Here is a 14,020-nt window from a genome sequence, read left to right on the forward strand (position 1 = left end):
ACTCGTCCAGACCCCTGCGGAGGGACTGGGAGCGGGTCAAGGACGACGTGATGCGCCGTGCGGTGGCAGCACACCGGTACCGCAGGGCGGATGATCGCGGCGGTACCGGACGCCGGGATCGGCACCGACAGCCACCGGCACCTGCTCGTAGCTCTGCTGAACCCGACGAACGCCTTCGCCGAGATCGTCCAGCACGAGAGCAACTGGAACGCCACCGCCACCAACGCCTCCTGCGGCGCCGAAGGCCTCGTCCAGTGTCGTCAGGGGCCGAGGTCAGCGGTCGCTTCGGCCGCCACCTGCGTGTCGTACCGCTCATGGGTCGACACGGTCTCTCCCTCCTCCCGGCAATCCGCGGCAGCCGGACTCCCTCGGGCACGGTCCGGGGCCGCACGGTGCGCCGCCGTGTCATGTTCGTCATGACTCTGCCTCAATATTCACGTGCCGGGTACCGGGGTCGCGGCGCGCTCCGTACGCTCCGGCCACACCGACTTCATGGGGGACACGATGCACGTCAGAGCACTGACCGCCGTGCGGGTCGCCGTGGCGGCACTCGCCGGAGCCCTCTTCGTCACCACCGCCGCCGTGCAGCCCGCCCGGGCCGACCACCACGCCCCGGCCACGCCCGAGATCCTCAGCGTCTCCGTCCACGGTGGCCGCACCGTCGTCCTGGGGCCGAACCAGACGCTGGCCTTCCAGGCGACGCTGGTCGCCCGGGACGCCGTCGGCATCCATCCCCGTGGCATCCAGTTCGTGCTCCGCAGGCCCGACGGGCTTTATCTGGACGCCGCTCACGACCTGCCGTCGGGCTGCGAGCCCGTCAACGCCACCACCTCGGTGTGCACCGAGTGGTTCCGGATCGACACCGGCAGCCCGGAGGTGACCAACCGTTACGCCGGCGACTGGAGCCTGGAGGCGCACGTGATGAACAACTACCTCGACACGGACCCCGGGCGCAGCGTCACCTACGAGCAGGACGCGGCCACGGTCAAGGTACGGCGCAGCTCCAAGCTCACCTTCGTCGCCTCCCCCAACCCGGTCCGCCAGGGGCAGGACGTGGGCACGCTCGGCCGCCTCACCGCCGCCGACTGGGAGACCGGCACCTACGCGAGCGCACCGGGGCAGACCGTCGAACTCGGCTTCTGCGCGACCCCCTGCCGGACCGTCGAGTCGCTGCGCACCCTGCGCACCGGGGCGCAGGGGCTGACCGGGACGTCGTATCCGGCCACCCGGGACGGCTCGTGGTGGCTGCGGTTCGACGGGACCGGGCAACTGGCGCCGACCTACTCGCCGGGGGTGGTCGTCGATGTTCAGTAGAGGTGGACGACGGCGGGCGGTGTTCGCGCTGCCGCTGCTGCTCATGGCGGGGCTGCTCACCGCGACCGCCACGGCGGCTCCGGCCGAGGCCGCGCCGGTCCGCAGCCACGGGTACGTGCACGCGGACAAGCCGGACGCGCCGGAGGGCGAGTCCTACGCGCCGCGCCGCAGCGTCAACTCCGCGGGCGGCGAGAACAAGGTCGTCCGTGCCGGGACCGGTGAGTACTGGGTGTTCATGGCGGAGCTCGGGACCCGCAGGGACTCGAATCGCGGGGTGGCCCACGTGACCGCCCACGGGACCTCGAACGCGTACTGCTCCATCCGGTACATCAGCCGCTACTCGGCAGAAGCGGCCCCGGAGGCATGGACCGGCGTCTGGCTCTCGCTGCGGTGCTTCACACCCGAAGGGGCTCTCACCGACTCGGAGTTCACGGCCAGTTGGGCAAACGCCGAGACGGCCGAGGGGCACAGCGGCTTCGCCTATCTGACCACCAGCCAGCTCAACAGCCACATGCCGCCCGCGGAACAGCGGTACAACTCCAGCGGTTACGGAATCAAGGTGGTCCACCTCGCCCCCGGCAGCTACGAGGTGCAGCTGATCGGACAGGGCGGCGGCGCCTACGACCCCGAGGCCGAGCTGGGGCACGTCCAGGTGACGGCCGCCCAAGCGGCCTTCGGAGCCGAACGCTGCACGGTCGGGGGAATCGAGAGCGCCTACGAGCCCGCACGGGTCAAGGTCTACTGCCACGATGTCGGCGGCGCTCCCCGCGACACCCTGTTCTCCCTCACCTTCGCGCGAAAAGCGAGCCTGGTGCGGACACCGCTGGGCATGTACACCAGGGCCCGGGGCACGGACTACGAGGAGCCCGACCGGCAGTGGACGTGGGACGCACTGGGCGAACCCACCGCCGTTTCCGGCGGCAGCGGCTCGGAGGAGGGACGGTACTGGGTGAAGACCCCCATGAGCGAGTACTTCCGCGAGGGCAACGTCCAGGTCACCGCCGAGGGTTCGGACGGCCGCTACTGCAAGGTGGCGCAGTGGAGCGCGGAGGAGGCGCTCGAGGTCCGCTGCTTCAACGGGAAGGGAGATCCGACGCGCAGTCCCTTCCTGGTCTCCTACGCCTACTGACTTCGGCTCGCTGGGGTGACGCCGGTTCGTCGAGGCTCAGTCCGGCACCGGCCATGAAGCCTTGAGGGCGTTCCGGCTTGCTGGCCGGGTGACTGCTGTGGCGGGCCCCGGACTTCGGCGCGCCGACGTCACCCCGGCCGGCCGGAGTCGGCAGCCGCCTACCGCCAGAGGTGCTTGACCGTTTCCTGATGGAGGCGATCGGGTGTGCGGCACCGAGAGGCCGGCGGCAGGAGCAGCATGCGATCGCCGCGTGACACCGGTCGCTACGGCAGGTGAAAGCGTCGCGGCCGGAAAAGTCCGGCCGACAGGGCAGTCGAACCGCCTTCCGCACCCGTCTGTACGGGGGAACGAGGGAGGGCGCATTGAACGCCGACGAGGAACGCCAGTTCCGCGAGTTCGTGGCGGCGCGATCGAGATCGCTGCTGCACACGGCCTACTTACTGACCGGAGACTGGGAGCAGGGCCGTGACCTGCTCCAGACCGCGCTTGCCTCCACCGCTCGGCGATGGTCGAAGCTGCGCGACCGGCAGCAGCCGGAGGCCTACGTACGCCGGGCGCTTTACCACGCCCAGGTGGACCGCTCCCGACTGCTCGGCTGGCGACGGGAGACGGTCACCGACACCCTGCCGGACCGCCCGTCCGCACATGCCACCGACTGGGCCGACACCGTGGTCCAGCGGCAGGACATCATGGCCGCGCTGAGGCGGCTGCCCAAACGGCAGCGCGCGGTGATCGTGCTGCGCTACTTCGAGGACCTGCCGGACGTCGAGATCGCCGCGATTCTGGGCGTTGCCCAGGGGACGGTCCGCAGCCAGACCCGCAAGGCCCTCGTCTCCCTCCGCACCACCCTGGCCGAGGCAGGGCCGTCGGCCGTCGCCTCCTCCACCGCCTCCGGAAAGGGCGTCATGGCATGAACGGCTCGACCCGGCACCCGCTGCACGATGTTTTGCACACCCATGTCCGCGAGAACGGTGATGCTGCCGGTCCTCATCTGGTCGGCCTGGCCGACGGCGCCCTGCGGCTCGCCCGGCGACGGCAGCGGCTGGCCCGTGCCGGGGCCGGTATCGCCGCCGCCGCTGTGGCTGCCACCGCCTGGGTGGCCGTCGCGGACGGTGCGTCCCGGCACGGGCACGTGGTTCGGCCCGCGGCAGGGGGGACGGGGAACACCGAGGAGGTGGCCCTGATGGCCATCCTGCCGGTCGTCTCGTCCACGGAGCACGCCTGCGCCCAGGGCAGCGGCGGCTACACCGTGCAGGCGACCGCGAGTCACCCGACGTTCTGCGTCCGCACCGACCGGGCCAGGGGGATGACCGACGTCCGTGTCGCCTCCGCGAAGGCCGGCAGAAGCACCGTCGACGGCGCCTGGAACGTCGAGGTGACCCTCAATTCCGCCGACCGGACCCGCTTCGCCGCCCTCACCCGCTCCCTCGCCAAGGCCCCGTTGCCGCGCAACGAATTCGCCATCGTCATCGACGGCAAGCTCTGGGCCATCCCCTACGTGGCCTCCTCCATCACCGGCGGACGCCTCGAAATCGTCGGGGGCTCCGTCAGGGACCTCACCAGCGCCACCGCCCACGACCTCGCCCGCCGACTGGACACCGGCCACGAGAAGTGAAGGACCGGGCCTCCCGCCCGCGGGCTTCTCCTCGTGCCCGAGCCGCCGCATGGTGCCCCCGCCCCCGCCGGGCTCTGCGGTACCCGGGGGTGTCTTCAATGCCCGCCCTGATGTGACCCGCCCCGAGCCGCCCCGTGTCGGCCTCCTCGTGGCGCCGCCACGGTGCCTCGGGGCGAGGGGCCTACGTGTCCCGCGGGCCGTAGTGCCCCAGGAACATGTCGACACCGCTGATGACGAGACGGTCCGTCAGATCCTCGTCTATGTGCGTGCCGTAGGAACTGAAGACCATGTGGGGGAAGACCAGGAGCCCGTAGAACTGGATGATCGCCACCTGCAGGTCGGGGATCTCCAGCCGGCCTTGCTCGGCGAGGGTGCGCAGGGCGCCTGCGACGGCGGGGTGGTGGCTTTCCGTGCCGTGCTGTCTCCAGGCCTCGCCCAGCTCGGGGAAGCGGTGCAGCTCGGCGGCGACGAGGTTGCGCAGGGCGGTGACCTCGTGGTTGGTGCGGACGGCGTCGACCCACGTGCGGGCCGCCTCGACGAGGGCGGCCCGCAGGTCCTCGGCCTCGGCCAGGCCTTCCAGCACGGCCGTCGACTCCCCGGCCAGCGGCTCGTCGAGTGCGCTCGTGATGACCGCCGTGAACAGGGCTTCCTTGCTGCCGAAGTGGTTGTAGACGGTCACCTTCGACACGCCTGCCCGGGCGGCGATGGTGTCTATCCCCACGCCGAAGCCCTGTCGGAGGAACAGCTCGCGGGCGGCCCGCACGATGGCCCGCCGCTTGAGCTCCGCGCGGGGCCCGCTCGGGGGCGGTTTGACGCTGTCCACGCTCATGGCCTCGACCTTAGCACTCACCTGAACTGAACAGTTGAGTTCAGATGAACTGAACAGTATGGTTCAGTTCATGGCGCCGAGCCGTACGCCGGATGTCGTCGAGGCATGGGCCCGTGCCCGTCGGGCCGGCGTCGCCGCGGCAGACGTGCTCCTCCCGTTCTCCCGCGCCGTCACCAGGCGCGGACACGACCCGGAACTCCGCACCAGAAGGACTCGCCATGACCCACTCCACAGCAGGTACGCGGCGCACCACGGAACCCGGCCACCACCCGCCCGCGGACCCGCGCCGCTGGACGGCCCTCGCGCTGATCTGCCTCGCCCAGTTCATGCTGGTCCTCGACGTCACCGTCGTGAACGTCGCCCTGCCCGACATGGCGGCCGACCTCGATCTCGGCCGGGAGACGCTGACCTGGGTGGTCACCGCCTACACCCTCTGCTTCGGCGGGTTGATGCTGCTCGGAGGCCGGCTCGCCGACGTGCTCGGCGCCCGCCGCACCCTGCTCGCCGGACTCGCCCTCTTCACCGTGGCCTCACTGGTCACCGGTCTGGCCCAGAACGCCCCGGCACTGCTCGGTGGCAGGATCGGCCAGGGCGTCGGCGCGGCCCTGCTGTCCCCGGCCGCGCTGTCCATCGTCACCACGGCCTTCCACGGCGCCGAACGCACCAAGGCCCTCGGTGTCTGGGCGGCGATCGGCGGCACCGGCTCGGCGGCCGGCGTGCTCCTCGGCGGGGCCCTGACCGACGGCCCCGGCTGGCAGTGGGTGTTCTTCGTCAACGTGCCGGTCGGACTGCTCCTGCTGGTCGCCCTGCCCGCCCTCGTGCCGGCCCGGGCTCCGCGGCCCGCACGGCTCGACGTACCCGGCGCGCTCCTCGTCACCGCGGGCACGGCCGCCCTGATCTACGGCCTGGTCGAAGCGGGGGACGCCGGTTGGGCGGATGCTTCGACCCTGCTGCCGCTGGCCGGTGCGGCGATCGCGTACGCGGCCTTCGCGGCGGTCGAACGGACCGGCCGGGTCCCGCTGATGGACCTGCGGATGTTCACTCGGCGGCCGGTGCTCGCGGGCGCGTTCCTGATGCTGATCGCCACGGCTCTGTTGATCGCGTACTTCTTCCTCGGGTCGATCTATCTCCAGCACATCCGTGGCTTCGGTCCGCTGAAGACCGGCTTGGTCTTCCTGCCCGTCGCCGTGGCCACCGGTGTCGGTGCCCATCTCGCCTCCCGGCTCGTGGGCCGGATCGGCAGCCGTCCGACGGCCGTCGCCGGCATGGCCGTCGCGGCCGTCGGCACCGTCCCGCTGACCCGGCTGTCCGAGACCGGCAGTGTGTACGGCGGGCTTCTGCCGGGGTTCGCCATCGCCTCCCTCGGCCTCGGCGCGGTCTTCGTCACCGCCACGACGACCGCTCTGGCCATGGTCGGACACCAAGAGGCGGGGCTCGCCTCCGGAGTCGTCAACACCTTCCACGAGGTGGGGGGCTCGGTCGGCGTCGCCGTCGTCTCGACCGTGGCGGCCTCCGGCTTCGAGCGTGGTTCGGTGGAGGGCTTCGGCGACGCGTTCACGGTGTGCGCCGCGGCGGCCGCTGTCGGCGCCGTCGTGTCCCTGGGACTCGTCCCGCGAGGCAAACCGCGGTCGACCGGTGGCCCGCACGTGCACTGACCAGGGCTGGTCGCGACAAGGGCGACCAGCCCTGGTCAGCCCCGGTGAGCCGGGAGCCGTCTCACGGCTCAGCCGCGAGACGGCTCCCGGTCGCGGACTTTCGACTCAGTGGGCGTGCCCGTCTTCCGCGTGACCGGCTTCTTCCCCTCCCGCGCCACTTCCGGTGTCCTGAGGGCTGGGCGAAGCCTCGGGAGCCTTCGTGCCGGCGTCCCCACCGTGGCCTTCTTCGGTGTGGCTCTCCTCCGTCTTCGCCGTCCCCGACTCGCTGCTGCTCTCCTCGCCGTGGCTGTGGCCGCCGCCCGCGGACCCCGCGGCCATGTCGGCGGCGATGCCCCGCAGCCCGAAGAACGCCGTCGTGGCGGTGAGCAGCACCAGCAGCCCGGTCGGGCCGATGATGCTGCGCCAGCGCGCGGTGTCGTGGCGCAGCACGTACGCCACGAAGGACAGTGCCAGTCCGAACGGAATCAGCGTCGCCGCCCGTTCGGGGAAGTCCTCGAAGTGCTGCAGTCCGCCGCTGAGCATGCCGATGCCGAACGACAGCGCCAGCGAGGACAGGACGATCGCGACCACTTTCGAAGTGCCGGGCCGCTGCCGCTTGAGGACGAACTCGTTCAGCACGGTCGCGAAGAGGAAGACGCCCGCACCGATCAGAGCGATCATCGTGTACCGGTCGGGATCCAGTGGATGGTGGACCACCGCGCCACTGATCAGGCCCGCCCCCACGAACGTCGTGGTGTACCCCAGGTAGTCACCGATCAACGGTGTCCGCTTCTTCGCACGCCGATGCGCCCGGCGGCCACCGGTCGAGGGCGGGGCGTCAGGGGCGGGGGCGTCGTCGCGACGAGGTCCTCCATGACGAGGATCCGGAGCGATCGGCCGCTCCGAGGGCTGCGGGAGGGATTCAGGGGCGGTGCGGTGCCGGTGCGAGGGGAGTGCCTGCGGCTGGGCCGGCATACCGGCAGGGTCGACGAGATGGGGCTGGGTCACGGATCAAGGCCTTTCGCGGGTGGGCCTGGCACACGACAGGGCATGCCGGCCCGCCGAGGGGCGTGGCAGGGATGGTCGGGTCAGCGGCAGGAGCGACGTCTCGCGTCGAGGGTCATGGCCTGCGCGCGGTGACCGCGGCCTAGATCCGCAGAACGGCCAGCTGCGCGATGTCGAGGCCCTGCGAAAGCCTCGTAAGAGGTGGTTGGCACACGTTGGACCACGCGGCCTGAATGCGCCGCCTGAGCCGCAGGAACAAGGCGACGCGACGCCCGTGGAGCCGTCGGCCGCCGACCGCCAGCAGGGCGCAGCAGCCGATGGCGGCCGCGCACAAGCCGAGTTCGGCCGTGTTCCAGGTGCCGTGATCGCCGTGCTCGTCATGGGCCGTCGCGAGGGGCGGAACCGGCCCTTCGCGCTGTGCGGGCGGCTCCGGATGAACGGCGTGGGCGTGAGCGACGGTCCCCTGCCCGGGGCCGGTCTCGGCGCTGCCCGCGTGGGCGAGCAGGTGCATCAGGCCGAGAGCGAGCAGCAGCAGGAGGAGCAGTCGACCGACCGTCCCTCGTCCTGCTCCGTTGCTCATACGCTCCGCATCTCGCCATGGCGCCGCCATGACGCCCTCCGCAACCGTCGGGGCGCATCGGACAGGGTACTTGGGGCCGATCGCGGGGCGGCGATCGGTGTGTGGGGAACGGCTCGGCGGACCGCACGGGCGGGGGCGCCGCACGCGCAGGCCTTTCCCCGGGCCCGGTCCGCTCCGGGGCCCGCGAGGTGGGAGGCCACGGCCTGGAGCGGTGCCGCTGCCGTGAGCCTGACGACGGGGTGTCCGTCCGCCCGGCGCGGCAGTTCCGCCCGCCGTTTCAACGGGCCTCTCCACCGACGAGTCCGTAGCCGGCCTCGTCCACCGCGGCGGCACGGCGCCGGGATCCAGCGGCTGCTCGCCGGTCACCGTGACCTTGCCCGAGGCCGGATCCACCTGGACGTCCTCGACTCCGGGGAGGTCGTTGAGCCCCGCCTACACGGCCGGAAGCGGCAGGTCGCGCACCATGAGCGGTACGACGCCGAAACCGGAGGTCACGCTGGATGGACGCATGGCAGCCGATGCTGCTCCTTCTCGGTGTGACGGGGGCCGGTCTGGTCGTGCTGTACGGACTGGGCCTGTGGCTGGCGGCCGCGCGGGAACCCCTGGAAAGCGGCCCCTTCGCCGGAGGCCTCCAGCCGGGCGAACACGCCGTCTCCCGGTTCCATGTGCGCTGGTACGCGGTCACCCTGATCTTTCTGGCCTTCGACATGGAGATGCTCTTCATGTACCCGTGGGCCAAGGTCGTCCCGGAGGTGGGTACCCCGGCCGTCGTGGAGATGTTCCTCTTCCTCGGCATCCTGTTCGCCGCGGTCGCCTACGCCTGGCGTGAGGGGGCGTTGAGGTGGACCTGAGGGGCCTTCTGCGACGTACGGCGATGGGCCGCCCCGCGGTGCTGGCGGTCACCCTGCCCGGAGCGACGGAACTCCGGCTGGAGGCGGAGGCGGAGGTGTGCCGGAGAGGGTGGCCCCTGCCGGGTGCTCCAGCCGCCGCAGATCTGCTGGTCGTCTGCGGCGTTCCGGCGCCGGAGGACGCGCAGTGGCTGGACGCCGTCGAGCGGTCGATGCCGGAGCCCGCCGTACGGATCGTGGTGGAGCGGAGCGGGCAGGTCGCGCACGTCCTCGACACGGCGCGCGGTGACCTGATCGCCGGAACCCCGATTCCACGTGGGGCAGGGGGAACGGCGGAGCACGCGGACGGCGGACACGAGGGACACGGCGGTGGACCCGGCCATGGCGCGCACCACGACAGCCCGCCGTCCGAAGCGTCCGACGACCAGGGCCACGGCCACCACGGCACGGACCACGACCATGGCGACCATGCCGCTCACCCGGGTCATGAGGACCACGGGCGCCACCGACCCGCGGGCCGTGCGACGCACACGGGCCGTACGGATCACCAGGGCCATGGCGCCGCCATGGAGCACATGGGCCACGACATGCACGCCATGGGCGAGGTGGCAGGTCTGCCGATGGCCGAGCGGGCCGACGACCGGGACGAGCTGAGGCTCGACCGGTTGCACGTGCCGTTCGGTCCCGCGCTGGCCGACTGGCCGGCAGGGCTCATCCTCCGTCTCACCCTGCAGGGAGACGTCGTGCAGGGCGTGGAGGTGGATCACCTCTCCGTACCGCCCGGTCATCGGTTGCCGTTCTGGGACGAGCCCTGGCTGCGTGCCGCCCGGGGCGAGGAGGTCACCAGGGGCAGCGCGGCACGTCGGCGCTGTGCCGCGCACCTGGACAGCGTGGGACGGCTGCTCGCCGTTGTCGGCCGGGGCGACGCCGCGGCGCGGTGCCGTCGGTCGCGGGACGAGCTGCTGTCGGGGGCGTCGCACGAGGCGATCGGCGGTGACCTGCGCGGGACGCTCCGCCGGGTCGGGCGGTCCCGGTCCCTGCGCTGGTCGATCGCCGGGCTGGGCGCGTTGCCGGAGGGCAGGGCACGGGCGGCCGGGGTGAGCGGGCCGGCGCTCGCCGCGGACGGGGACGCGTACGAGCGGCTGCTGATGTGGATGAACGAGGTCGAGCGCGGTCTTGAGGAGCTCGACGACGTACGGCTTTTGGCGCGGGACGACCTGACCGGCCCGCGCGGTCGGCTCGACGGACCGCGGCCGCCGTCGCGGGCGCTGCTCGACGTCCTTCCGGAACTGCTGACCGGCGCGGAGTTCGCCTGCGCGCGGATCGTCCTGGCCAGCTTGGATCCCGACATCGAGGAGCTCGACCTCGCGCCCGTGTCCGGAGCGGCCCGTGTCTGATGCCGCGCCCCTGTGGGCGACCGTCGTCCTTCCCTTCGCCCTGGTGGTGGCGGCCGTGGTCGCGGCCGGATTCGACGCGGTGCTGTCCGGGGCGGCCGCACGCGGTCCCGCCGGGAGCGTCCGGGAGGCGGGGCTGCGGGCGCTGGCTCCGCTGCGCGAGGCCCTGCGGCTGCTGGTCCAGCAGCCGCGCCGTACGACGGCCGCCGACCGGCTGCTCGGCAGGCTGGGCGTGGTGCTGGTCCCGGTGGCCGCGGTGCTCGCGGGGGCCGTACTGCCGTGGGGCTTCCGCGCGGTGAGCGATCCGTCCGTCGGCGTCGTGTGGTTCAACGCCATGGAGGCCCTGGCCTGGGCGGCGGTGTGGATGGCGGGCTGGGGGCCGAACTCGGCGCTGTCGCTGATCGGGGGATACCGGTTCCTGGCCCAGGGACTGGCGTACGAACTCCCGCACATGTTCGCGATCACCACAGCCGCGCTCGGAGCCGAGTCCCTGAGGGTCGGGGACGTGGTCTCGGCCCAGGACGGCCTGTGGTTCGTGGTGTGGATGCCGGTCGCGTTCGCCGTCTATCTGCTGAGCGCGCTCGCGATGGCCTTCTGGGGACCGTTCGAGTACCCGCTGGCACGGGACGCGGCCGGTGGTGCGGCGGCCGAACTCGCGGGGGTGGACCGGCTGGTGTTCCTGGGCGGGCGGTGGCTGCTGCTCGTGGTCACCGCCGGTTTCAGCGTTCCGCTGTTCCTCGGCGGCGGACACGGCCCGCTGCTGCCCGGCTGGGCGTGGACGCTGATCAAGACCGCCGCCGTGCTGGCCCTGCTGGTGGCCGGGCGGCGGGCGCTGCCCGTGTTGCGGATGGAGCGGTACATGGAGGTGGCGTGGATGGTTCTGGTGCCGCTGACGCTGCTTCAGGCGCTGTTCGTGGCCGTCGTCGTCCTGAACCGATGAGAGCGAGGTGCGCCGTCGATGCCCGACGACGTGATCTTCTGGGCGCTGGCCCTGCCGGCGGTGGCCGCCGGGGTCATGGTCTTCCGCTTCGACTCCATGGCCCGGGCGACGTTCGCGCTGCTGACCTCACTCCTGTGCGTGGGCGGAGAGGTGCTGCTGCTCGGTCTTGACTACCTCGGGGTCGTGATCGTGCTGATGATGACCATCGAGATGGCCATCATGGCGGTCTTCATGGTGATGTACATGATGAACCCGGCCGGGCTCATGCCGATGACCATGGTCCACAACAAGAAGGGCGCGGCCGTGATCTGCGCGGCCCTCTTCGCCGCGCTCGCCACGGGCGTCCTGCTCGCCCCGTGGCCGTCCCGGCGCGGCGAACCGCCGTCCGATCCCACCATGGACCTGGGCCTGTCCCTGATGGGACCTCAGATGCTCACCATGATGACCCTGGGCCTCGCCCTGTTCGCCACCATCGTCGCGACCGTCGTCCTGGCCACCCGCAGGGGCCGCTACGACCGCTTCGGCGACGACCTCAGGTCACGGACCGCCGACGATCCGGTACGAGGAGGAGTGGGCCGATGAGCCTGGAGCCGTTCCTGCTGCTCGCCGCCGCGCTGTTCTGCGTCGGTCTGTTCGGCGCGCTGACCCAGCAGTCGATCGTGATGCTCATGATGGGGCTCGAACTGATGCTGGGCGGCATCATCGTCGGCGCGGCCGCCGTCTGGCGCCACATCGCGCCGGCCTCCGCCGACGGACAGGTGCTGGTGGTCCTGGCCGTCACGGTGATGGCGGTGGAGATGGCGATGGGGTTCGCCGTGGTCACCGCGCTGTTCCGGGCCCGTGAGGTCGACATGACCGACATGGCGGCGGAGCTGAAGGAGTGAGCGCGCTGCTGTGGGCGCTCGTCGCGCTGCCGCTGACCGTGGGGACACTGCTCGCGGTCGCCGGTCGCCCGGCCGACCGGTACGCCCCCGGAGCCGCGGTCGGTACGGCCCTGGCCGCGCTCGGCCTCGCCGTCGCCGTGGCGTTCGAGCACCCGCGCGCCGAGGCACCCCTGCTCGAAGGGCTGCCCGCCGGACTGGCGGTCGACGGCCTGTCGGGCTACATGGCCGTCACCGTCACGGCGGTGACCGTGGCCGTCCTCGTGTTCAGCGTCGCGGACATCGGCCCGGGCGAGGCACGCGCCCGGTTCTTCGGTCTGATGCTGCTGTTCGCCGGCGCGATGCTGACGACGGTCACCGCGACCGCACTGCCGGTCCTGCTCATGGCCTGGGAGGTGATGGGGGCCGCCTCCTGGGCACTGATCGGCCACTGGTGGCGCGATCCCGAGCGCGGACATGCCGCCACCACGGCCTTCCTCACCACCCGCGCCGCCGACCTCGGCCTCTACCTCGCCGCCGGGGCGGCGCTGGCGAGCGGGCAGGCCCCTTCCCTCGCCCTCGACGAACTCCCCGAGGTGACCGGCGTGTGGTCCGCCGTCATCACCGCCGGCGTGATCGCGGCCGCGTTCGGCAAGTCGGCCCAACTGCCCTTCAGCTTCTGGCTGTCCAGAGCCATGCAGGGCCCGAGTCCGGTCTCCGCCCTACTGCATTCGGCGACCATGGTCGTGGCCGGGGCTTATCTGCTGCTGCGGCTCGAGCCGCTGCTCGCACGGTCCGGCTGGGGCGGGCCCGTCGTGGCGTGGACGGGCGCGGTCACGGCGGTGGTGCTCGGCCTGGTCGCCGTGGCACAGGGCGACCTCAAACAGCTGCTCGCCGCCTCCACCTGCGCCCAGATCGGCTTCATGGTGCTCGCCGCCGGAACCGGAGCGGTCACCGGCGGAACCCTGCAGCTCATCGCGCACGCCGCCGCGAAGAGCCTCGCCTTCCTCGTCGCGGGAGCCTGGCTGACGACGCTCGGCACCAAGGCGCTGCCCGCCCTGCGCGGTGCGGCCCGGCGGCACCGTACGACCGGCATCACCTTCAGCGTGGCGGCCCTGACTCTCGCGGGTGTGCCGCCGTTGGCCCTGTGGGCGGCCAAGGACGTACTCCTCGCCGGCGCCCTCGAGGACGACACGGCGCTGTACGTCGTCGGGCTGGCCGGTGCGGTGATCTCCGCGGTCTACAGCGCCAAGGCCCTGTGGTTCGTCTGGCAGCCGACTCCCGCACCGGACGGCCGGGAGGAGCCGCCGCCGTATGTGACCCGGCTGCCGCTGGTGACCCTGGCCGTCGCGTGCGCCGCCCTGACGGTCACGTCCTTCCCGCCCGTCCGGGACGCGGTCCAGCGGGTGCTCGGGGGAGAACCGCAACCGGAACCGCACGTGTGGGAGTTCGTCCTGTCCGGTGTGCTCGCGGTCGTCGTCTCGGCCGTGGTCTGGACCCGTGGCCCGCGGTCGCTCGCCGTCCCGGGCCGGATCACCGCCTGGGCGTCGGACTGGCTGCGCCTGGAGAACGCGGCACGCGCCCTGCTCGTGCGTCCGGTCCTGCGCCTCGCCGCCACGCTCGCCGCCTTCGACGACCGGGTGCTGGACCGTGCTGTCGACGGCAGTGCCCGCGGTGCGGTCCGACTGGCGCGGTGGGCCGACGCCCGGGTGGAGCAGTTGATCGACGGCTCCGTGGAAGGGGTGGGGGGCGGCGTCCGTGCGCTCGGCCGCCTGGCGCGCCGGCCGCAGACGGGGCAACTGCACCAGTACCTCGCCCAGGCGGTCGCCGCCTTCACCGTCCTCGCCGTCGTCCTCGTCCTCGTGAGGTGAC

At 72.2% G+C, this 14,020-nt stretch carries 16 protein-coding genes; 11 read left to right on the forward strand and 5 right to left on the reverse strand.

The genetic code is table 11. From position 1 onward, the window contains the following. Positions 1-36: 36 nt before the first annotated feature. On the reverse strand, positions 37-195 hold the full coding sequence (locus ACFW6B_RS18985; protein WP_386597453.1) for a hypothetical protein: 159 nt from the start codon (positions 193-195) through the stop codon (positions 37-39). A gap of 243 nt (positions 196-438) precedes the next feature. Between ACFW6B_RS18985 and ACFW6B_RS18990 the strand changes: the two genes are divergently transcribed. The 4 genes from ACFW6B_RS18990 (at position 439) to ACFW6B_RS19005 (ending at position 4,058) form a co-directional block, all read left to right on the forward strand. After that, a complete protein-coding gene (locus tag ACFW6B_RS18990) occupies positions 439-1,314 on the forward strand; it encodes a hypothetical protein (RefSeq protein ID WP_386597454.1) in 876 nt (291 codons plus the stop codon). Then, the gene (locus ACFW6B_RS18995; protein WP_386597456.1) at positions 1,304-2,443 is read left to right on the forward strand and encodes a hypothetical protein; all 1,140 of its coding nucleotides are present in this window, start codon (positions 1,304-1,306) and stop codon (positions 2,441-2,443) included. Before ACFW6B_RS18990 ends, ACFW6B_RS18995 begins: the two co-directional genes overlap by 11 nt. Positions 2,444-2,805: 362 nt before the next feature. Beyond that, complete coding sequence (locus ACFW6B_RS19000; protein WP_386597458.1) at positions 2,806-3,357, forward strand: SigE family RNA polymerase sigma factor; 552 nt, start codon at positions 2,806-2,808, stop codon at positions 3,355-3,357. Continuing rightward, the gene (locus tag ACFW6B_RS19005) at positions 3,354-4,058 is read left to right on the forward strand and encodes a hypothetical protein (RefSeq protein ID WP_386597460.1); all 705 of its coding nucleotides are present in this window, start codon (positions 3,354-3,356) and stop codon (positions 4,056-4,058) included. The genes ACFW6B_RS19000 and ACFW6B_RS19005 overlap by 4 nt, the downstream gene beginning before the upstream one ends. Positions 4,059-4,239: 181 nt before the next feature. Here ACFW6B_RS19005 and ACFW6B_RS19010 read toward each other — a convergent pair whose 3' ends face one another. Then, the gene (locus ACFW6B_RS19010; protein WP_386597461.1) at positions 4,240-4,887 is read right to left on the reverse strand and encodes a TetR/AcrR family transcriptional regulator; all 648 of its coding nucleotides are present in this window, start codon (positions 4,885-4,887) and stop codon (positions 4,240-4,242) included. A 218-nt stretch (positions 4,888-5,105) separates the two neighbouring features. Here ACFW6B_RS19010 and ACFW6B_RS19015 point away from each other — a divergent pair, with 218 nt between their 5' ends. After that, complete coding sequence (locus tag ACFW6B_RS19015; protein WP_386597463.1) at positions 5,106-6,542, forward strand: MFS transporter; 1,437 nt, start codon at positions 5,106-5,108, stop codon at positions 6,540-6,542. A gap of 105 nt (positions 6,543-6,647) precedes the next feature. Here the strand turns inward: ACFW6B_RS19015 and ACFW6B_RS19020 are convergent, their stop codons facing one another. Together ACFW6B_RS19020 and ACFW6B_RS19025 are read right to left on the reverse strand one after the other, a co-directional pair. Next, positions 6,648-7,301: a hypothetical protein gene (locus ACFW6B_RS19020; RefSeq protein ID WP_386597465.1), complete on the reverse strand. Its 654-nt coding sequence runs from the start codon at positions 7,299-7,301 to the stop codon at positions 6,648-6,650. Positions 7,302-7,668: 367 nt separating this feature from the next. Further along, positions 7,669-8,106 carry a hypothetical protein gene (locus ACFW6B_RS19025; protein WP_386597466.1) on the reverse strand — a complete coding sequence of 146 codons (438 nt, stop codon included), beginning with the start codon at positions 8,104-8,106 and terminating at the stop codon, positions 7,669-7,671. Between the two features lie 500 nt (positions 8,107-8,606). Between ACFW6B_RS19025 and ACFW6B_RS19030 the strand changes: the two genes are divergently transcribed. After that, positions 8,607-8,957 (forward strand): NADH-quinone oxidoreductase subunit A, encoded by a 351-nt coding sequence (locus ACFW6B_RS19030; protein ID WP_386597468.1) that lies wholly within the window; start codon positions 8,607-8,609, stop codon positions 8,955-8,957. On the opposite strand, the gene ACFW6B_RS19035 is transcribed toward ACFW6B_RS19030, so the two are convergent. After that, positions 8,921-9,538 carry a hypothetical protein gene (locus ACFW6B_RS19035; RefSeq protein WP_386597469.1) on the reverse strand — a complete coding sequence of 206 codons (618 nt, stop codon included), beginning with the start codon at positions 9,536-9,538 and terminating at the stop codon, positions 8,921-8,923. The two genes, ACFW6B_RS19030 and ACFW6B_RS19035, sit on opposite strands and share 37 nt — an antisense overlap. Between ACFW6B_RS19035 and ACFW6B_RS19040 the strand changes: the two genes are divergently transcribed. Genes ACFW6B_RS19040 through ACFW6B_RS19060 form a run of 5 tightly spaced genes read left to right on the forward strand, consistent with a single transcriptional unit; the run spans position 9,530 to position 14,019 of the window. Continuing rightward, the gene (locus tag ACFW6B_RS19040) at positions 9,530-10,351 is read left to right on the forward strand and encodes a hypothetical protein (protein ID WP_386597471.1); all 822 of its coding nucleotides are present in this window, start codon (positions 9,530-9,532) and stop codon (positions 10,349-10,351) included. The two genes, ACFW6B_RS19035 and ACFW6B_RS19040, sit on opposite strands and share 9 nt — an antisense overlap. Beyond that, complete coding sequence (locus tag ACFW6B_RS19045; RefSeq protein WP_386597473.1) at positions 10,344-11,288, forward strand: NADH-quinone oxidoreductase subunit H; 945 nt, start codon at positions 10,344-10,346, stop codon at positions 11,286-11,288. Before ACFW6B_RS19040 ends, ACFW6B_RS19045 begins: the two co-directional genes overlap by 8 nt. Positions 11,289-11,306: 18 nt before the next feature. Further along, complete coding sequence (locus ACFW6B_RS19050; protein WP_386597475.1) at positions 11,307-11,870, forward strand: NADH-quinone oxidoreductase subunit J; 564 nt, start codon at positions 11,307-11,309, stop codon at positions 11,868-11,870. Beyond that, on the forward strand, positions 11,867-12,172 hold the full coding sequence (gene nuoK / locus ACFW6B_RS19055) for an NADH-quinone oxidoreductase subunit NuoK (protein ID WP_386597477.1): 306 nt from the start codon (positions 11,867-11,869) through the stop codon (positions 12,170-12,172). The genes ACFW6B_RS19050 and nuoK overlap by 4 nt, the downstream gene beginning before the upstream one ends. Continuing rightward, on the forward strand, positions 12,169-14,019 hold the full coding sequence (locus ACFW6B_RS19060; RefSeq protein ID WP_386597479.1) for an NADH-quinone oxidoreductase subunit L: 1,851 nt from the start codon (positions 12,169-12,171) through the stop codon (positions 14,017-14,019). Before nuoK ends, ACFW6B_RS19060 begins: the two co-directional genes overlap by 4 nt. Position 14,020: the final 1 nt, after the last annotated feature.

This window comes from Streptomyces sp. NPDC058751 (genome assembly GCF_042746485.1).
GTDB lineage: Bacteria > Actinomycetota > Actinomycetes > Streptomycetales > Streptomycetaceae > Streptomyces.

Excerpts from the sequence above, each read along its gene's own strand:
- ACFW6B_RS19030 (WP_386597468.1), top strand. The coding sequence starts at position 8,607 with ATGGACGCATGGCAGCCGATGCTGCTCCTTCTCGGTGTGACGGGGGCC.
- ACFW6B_RS19005 (WP_386597460.1), top strand. The coding sequence starts at position 3,354 with ATGAACGGCTCGACCCGGCACCCGCTGCACGATGTTTTGCACACCCAT.
- ACFW6B_RS19010 (WP_386597461.1), bottom strand. The coding sequence starts at position 4,887 with ATGAGCGTGGACAGCGTCAAACCGCCCCCGAGCGGGCCCCGCGCGGAG.
- ACFW6B_RS19050 (WP_386597475.1), top strand. The coding sequence starts at position 11,307 with ATGCCCGACGACGTGATCTTCTGGGCGCTGGCCCTGCCGGCGGTGGCC.
- ACFW6B_RS19040 (WP_386597471.1), top strand. The coding sequence starts at position 9,530 with ATGGGCCACGACATGCACGCCATGGGCGAGGTGGCAGGTCTGCCGATG.
- ACFW6B_RS18995 (WP_386597456.1), top strand. The coding sequence starts at position 1,304 with ATGTTCAGTAGAGGTGGACGACGGCGGGCGGTGTTCGCGCTGCCGCTG.
- ACFW6B_RS19015 (WP_386597463.1), top strand. The coding sequence starts at position 5,106 with ATGACCCACTCCACAGCAGGTACGCGGCGCACCACGGAACCCGGCCAC.
- ACFW6B_RS19025 (WP_386597466.1), bottom strand. The coding sequence starts at position 8,106 with ATGAGCAACGGAGCAGGACGAGGGACGGTCGGTCGACTGCTCCTCCTG.
- nuoK (WP_386597477.1), top strand. The coding sequence starts at position 11,867 with ATGAGCCTGGAGCCGTTCCTGCTGCTCGCCGCCGCGCTGTTCTGCGTC.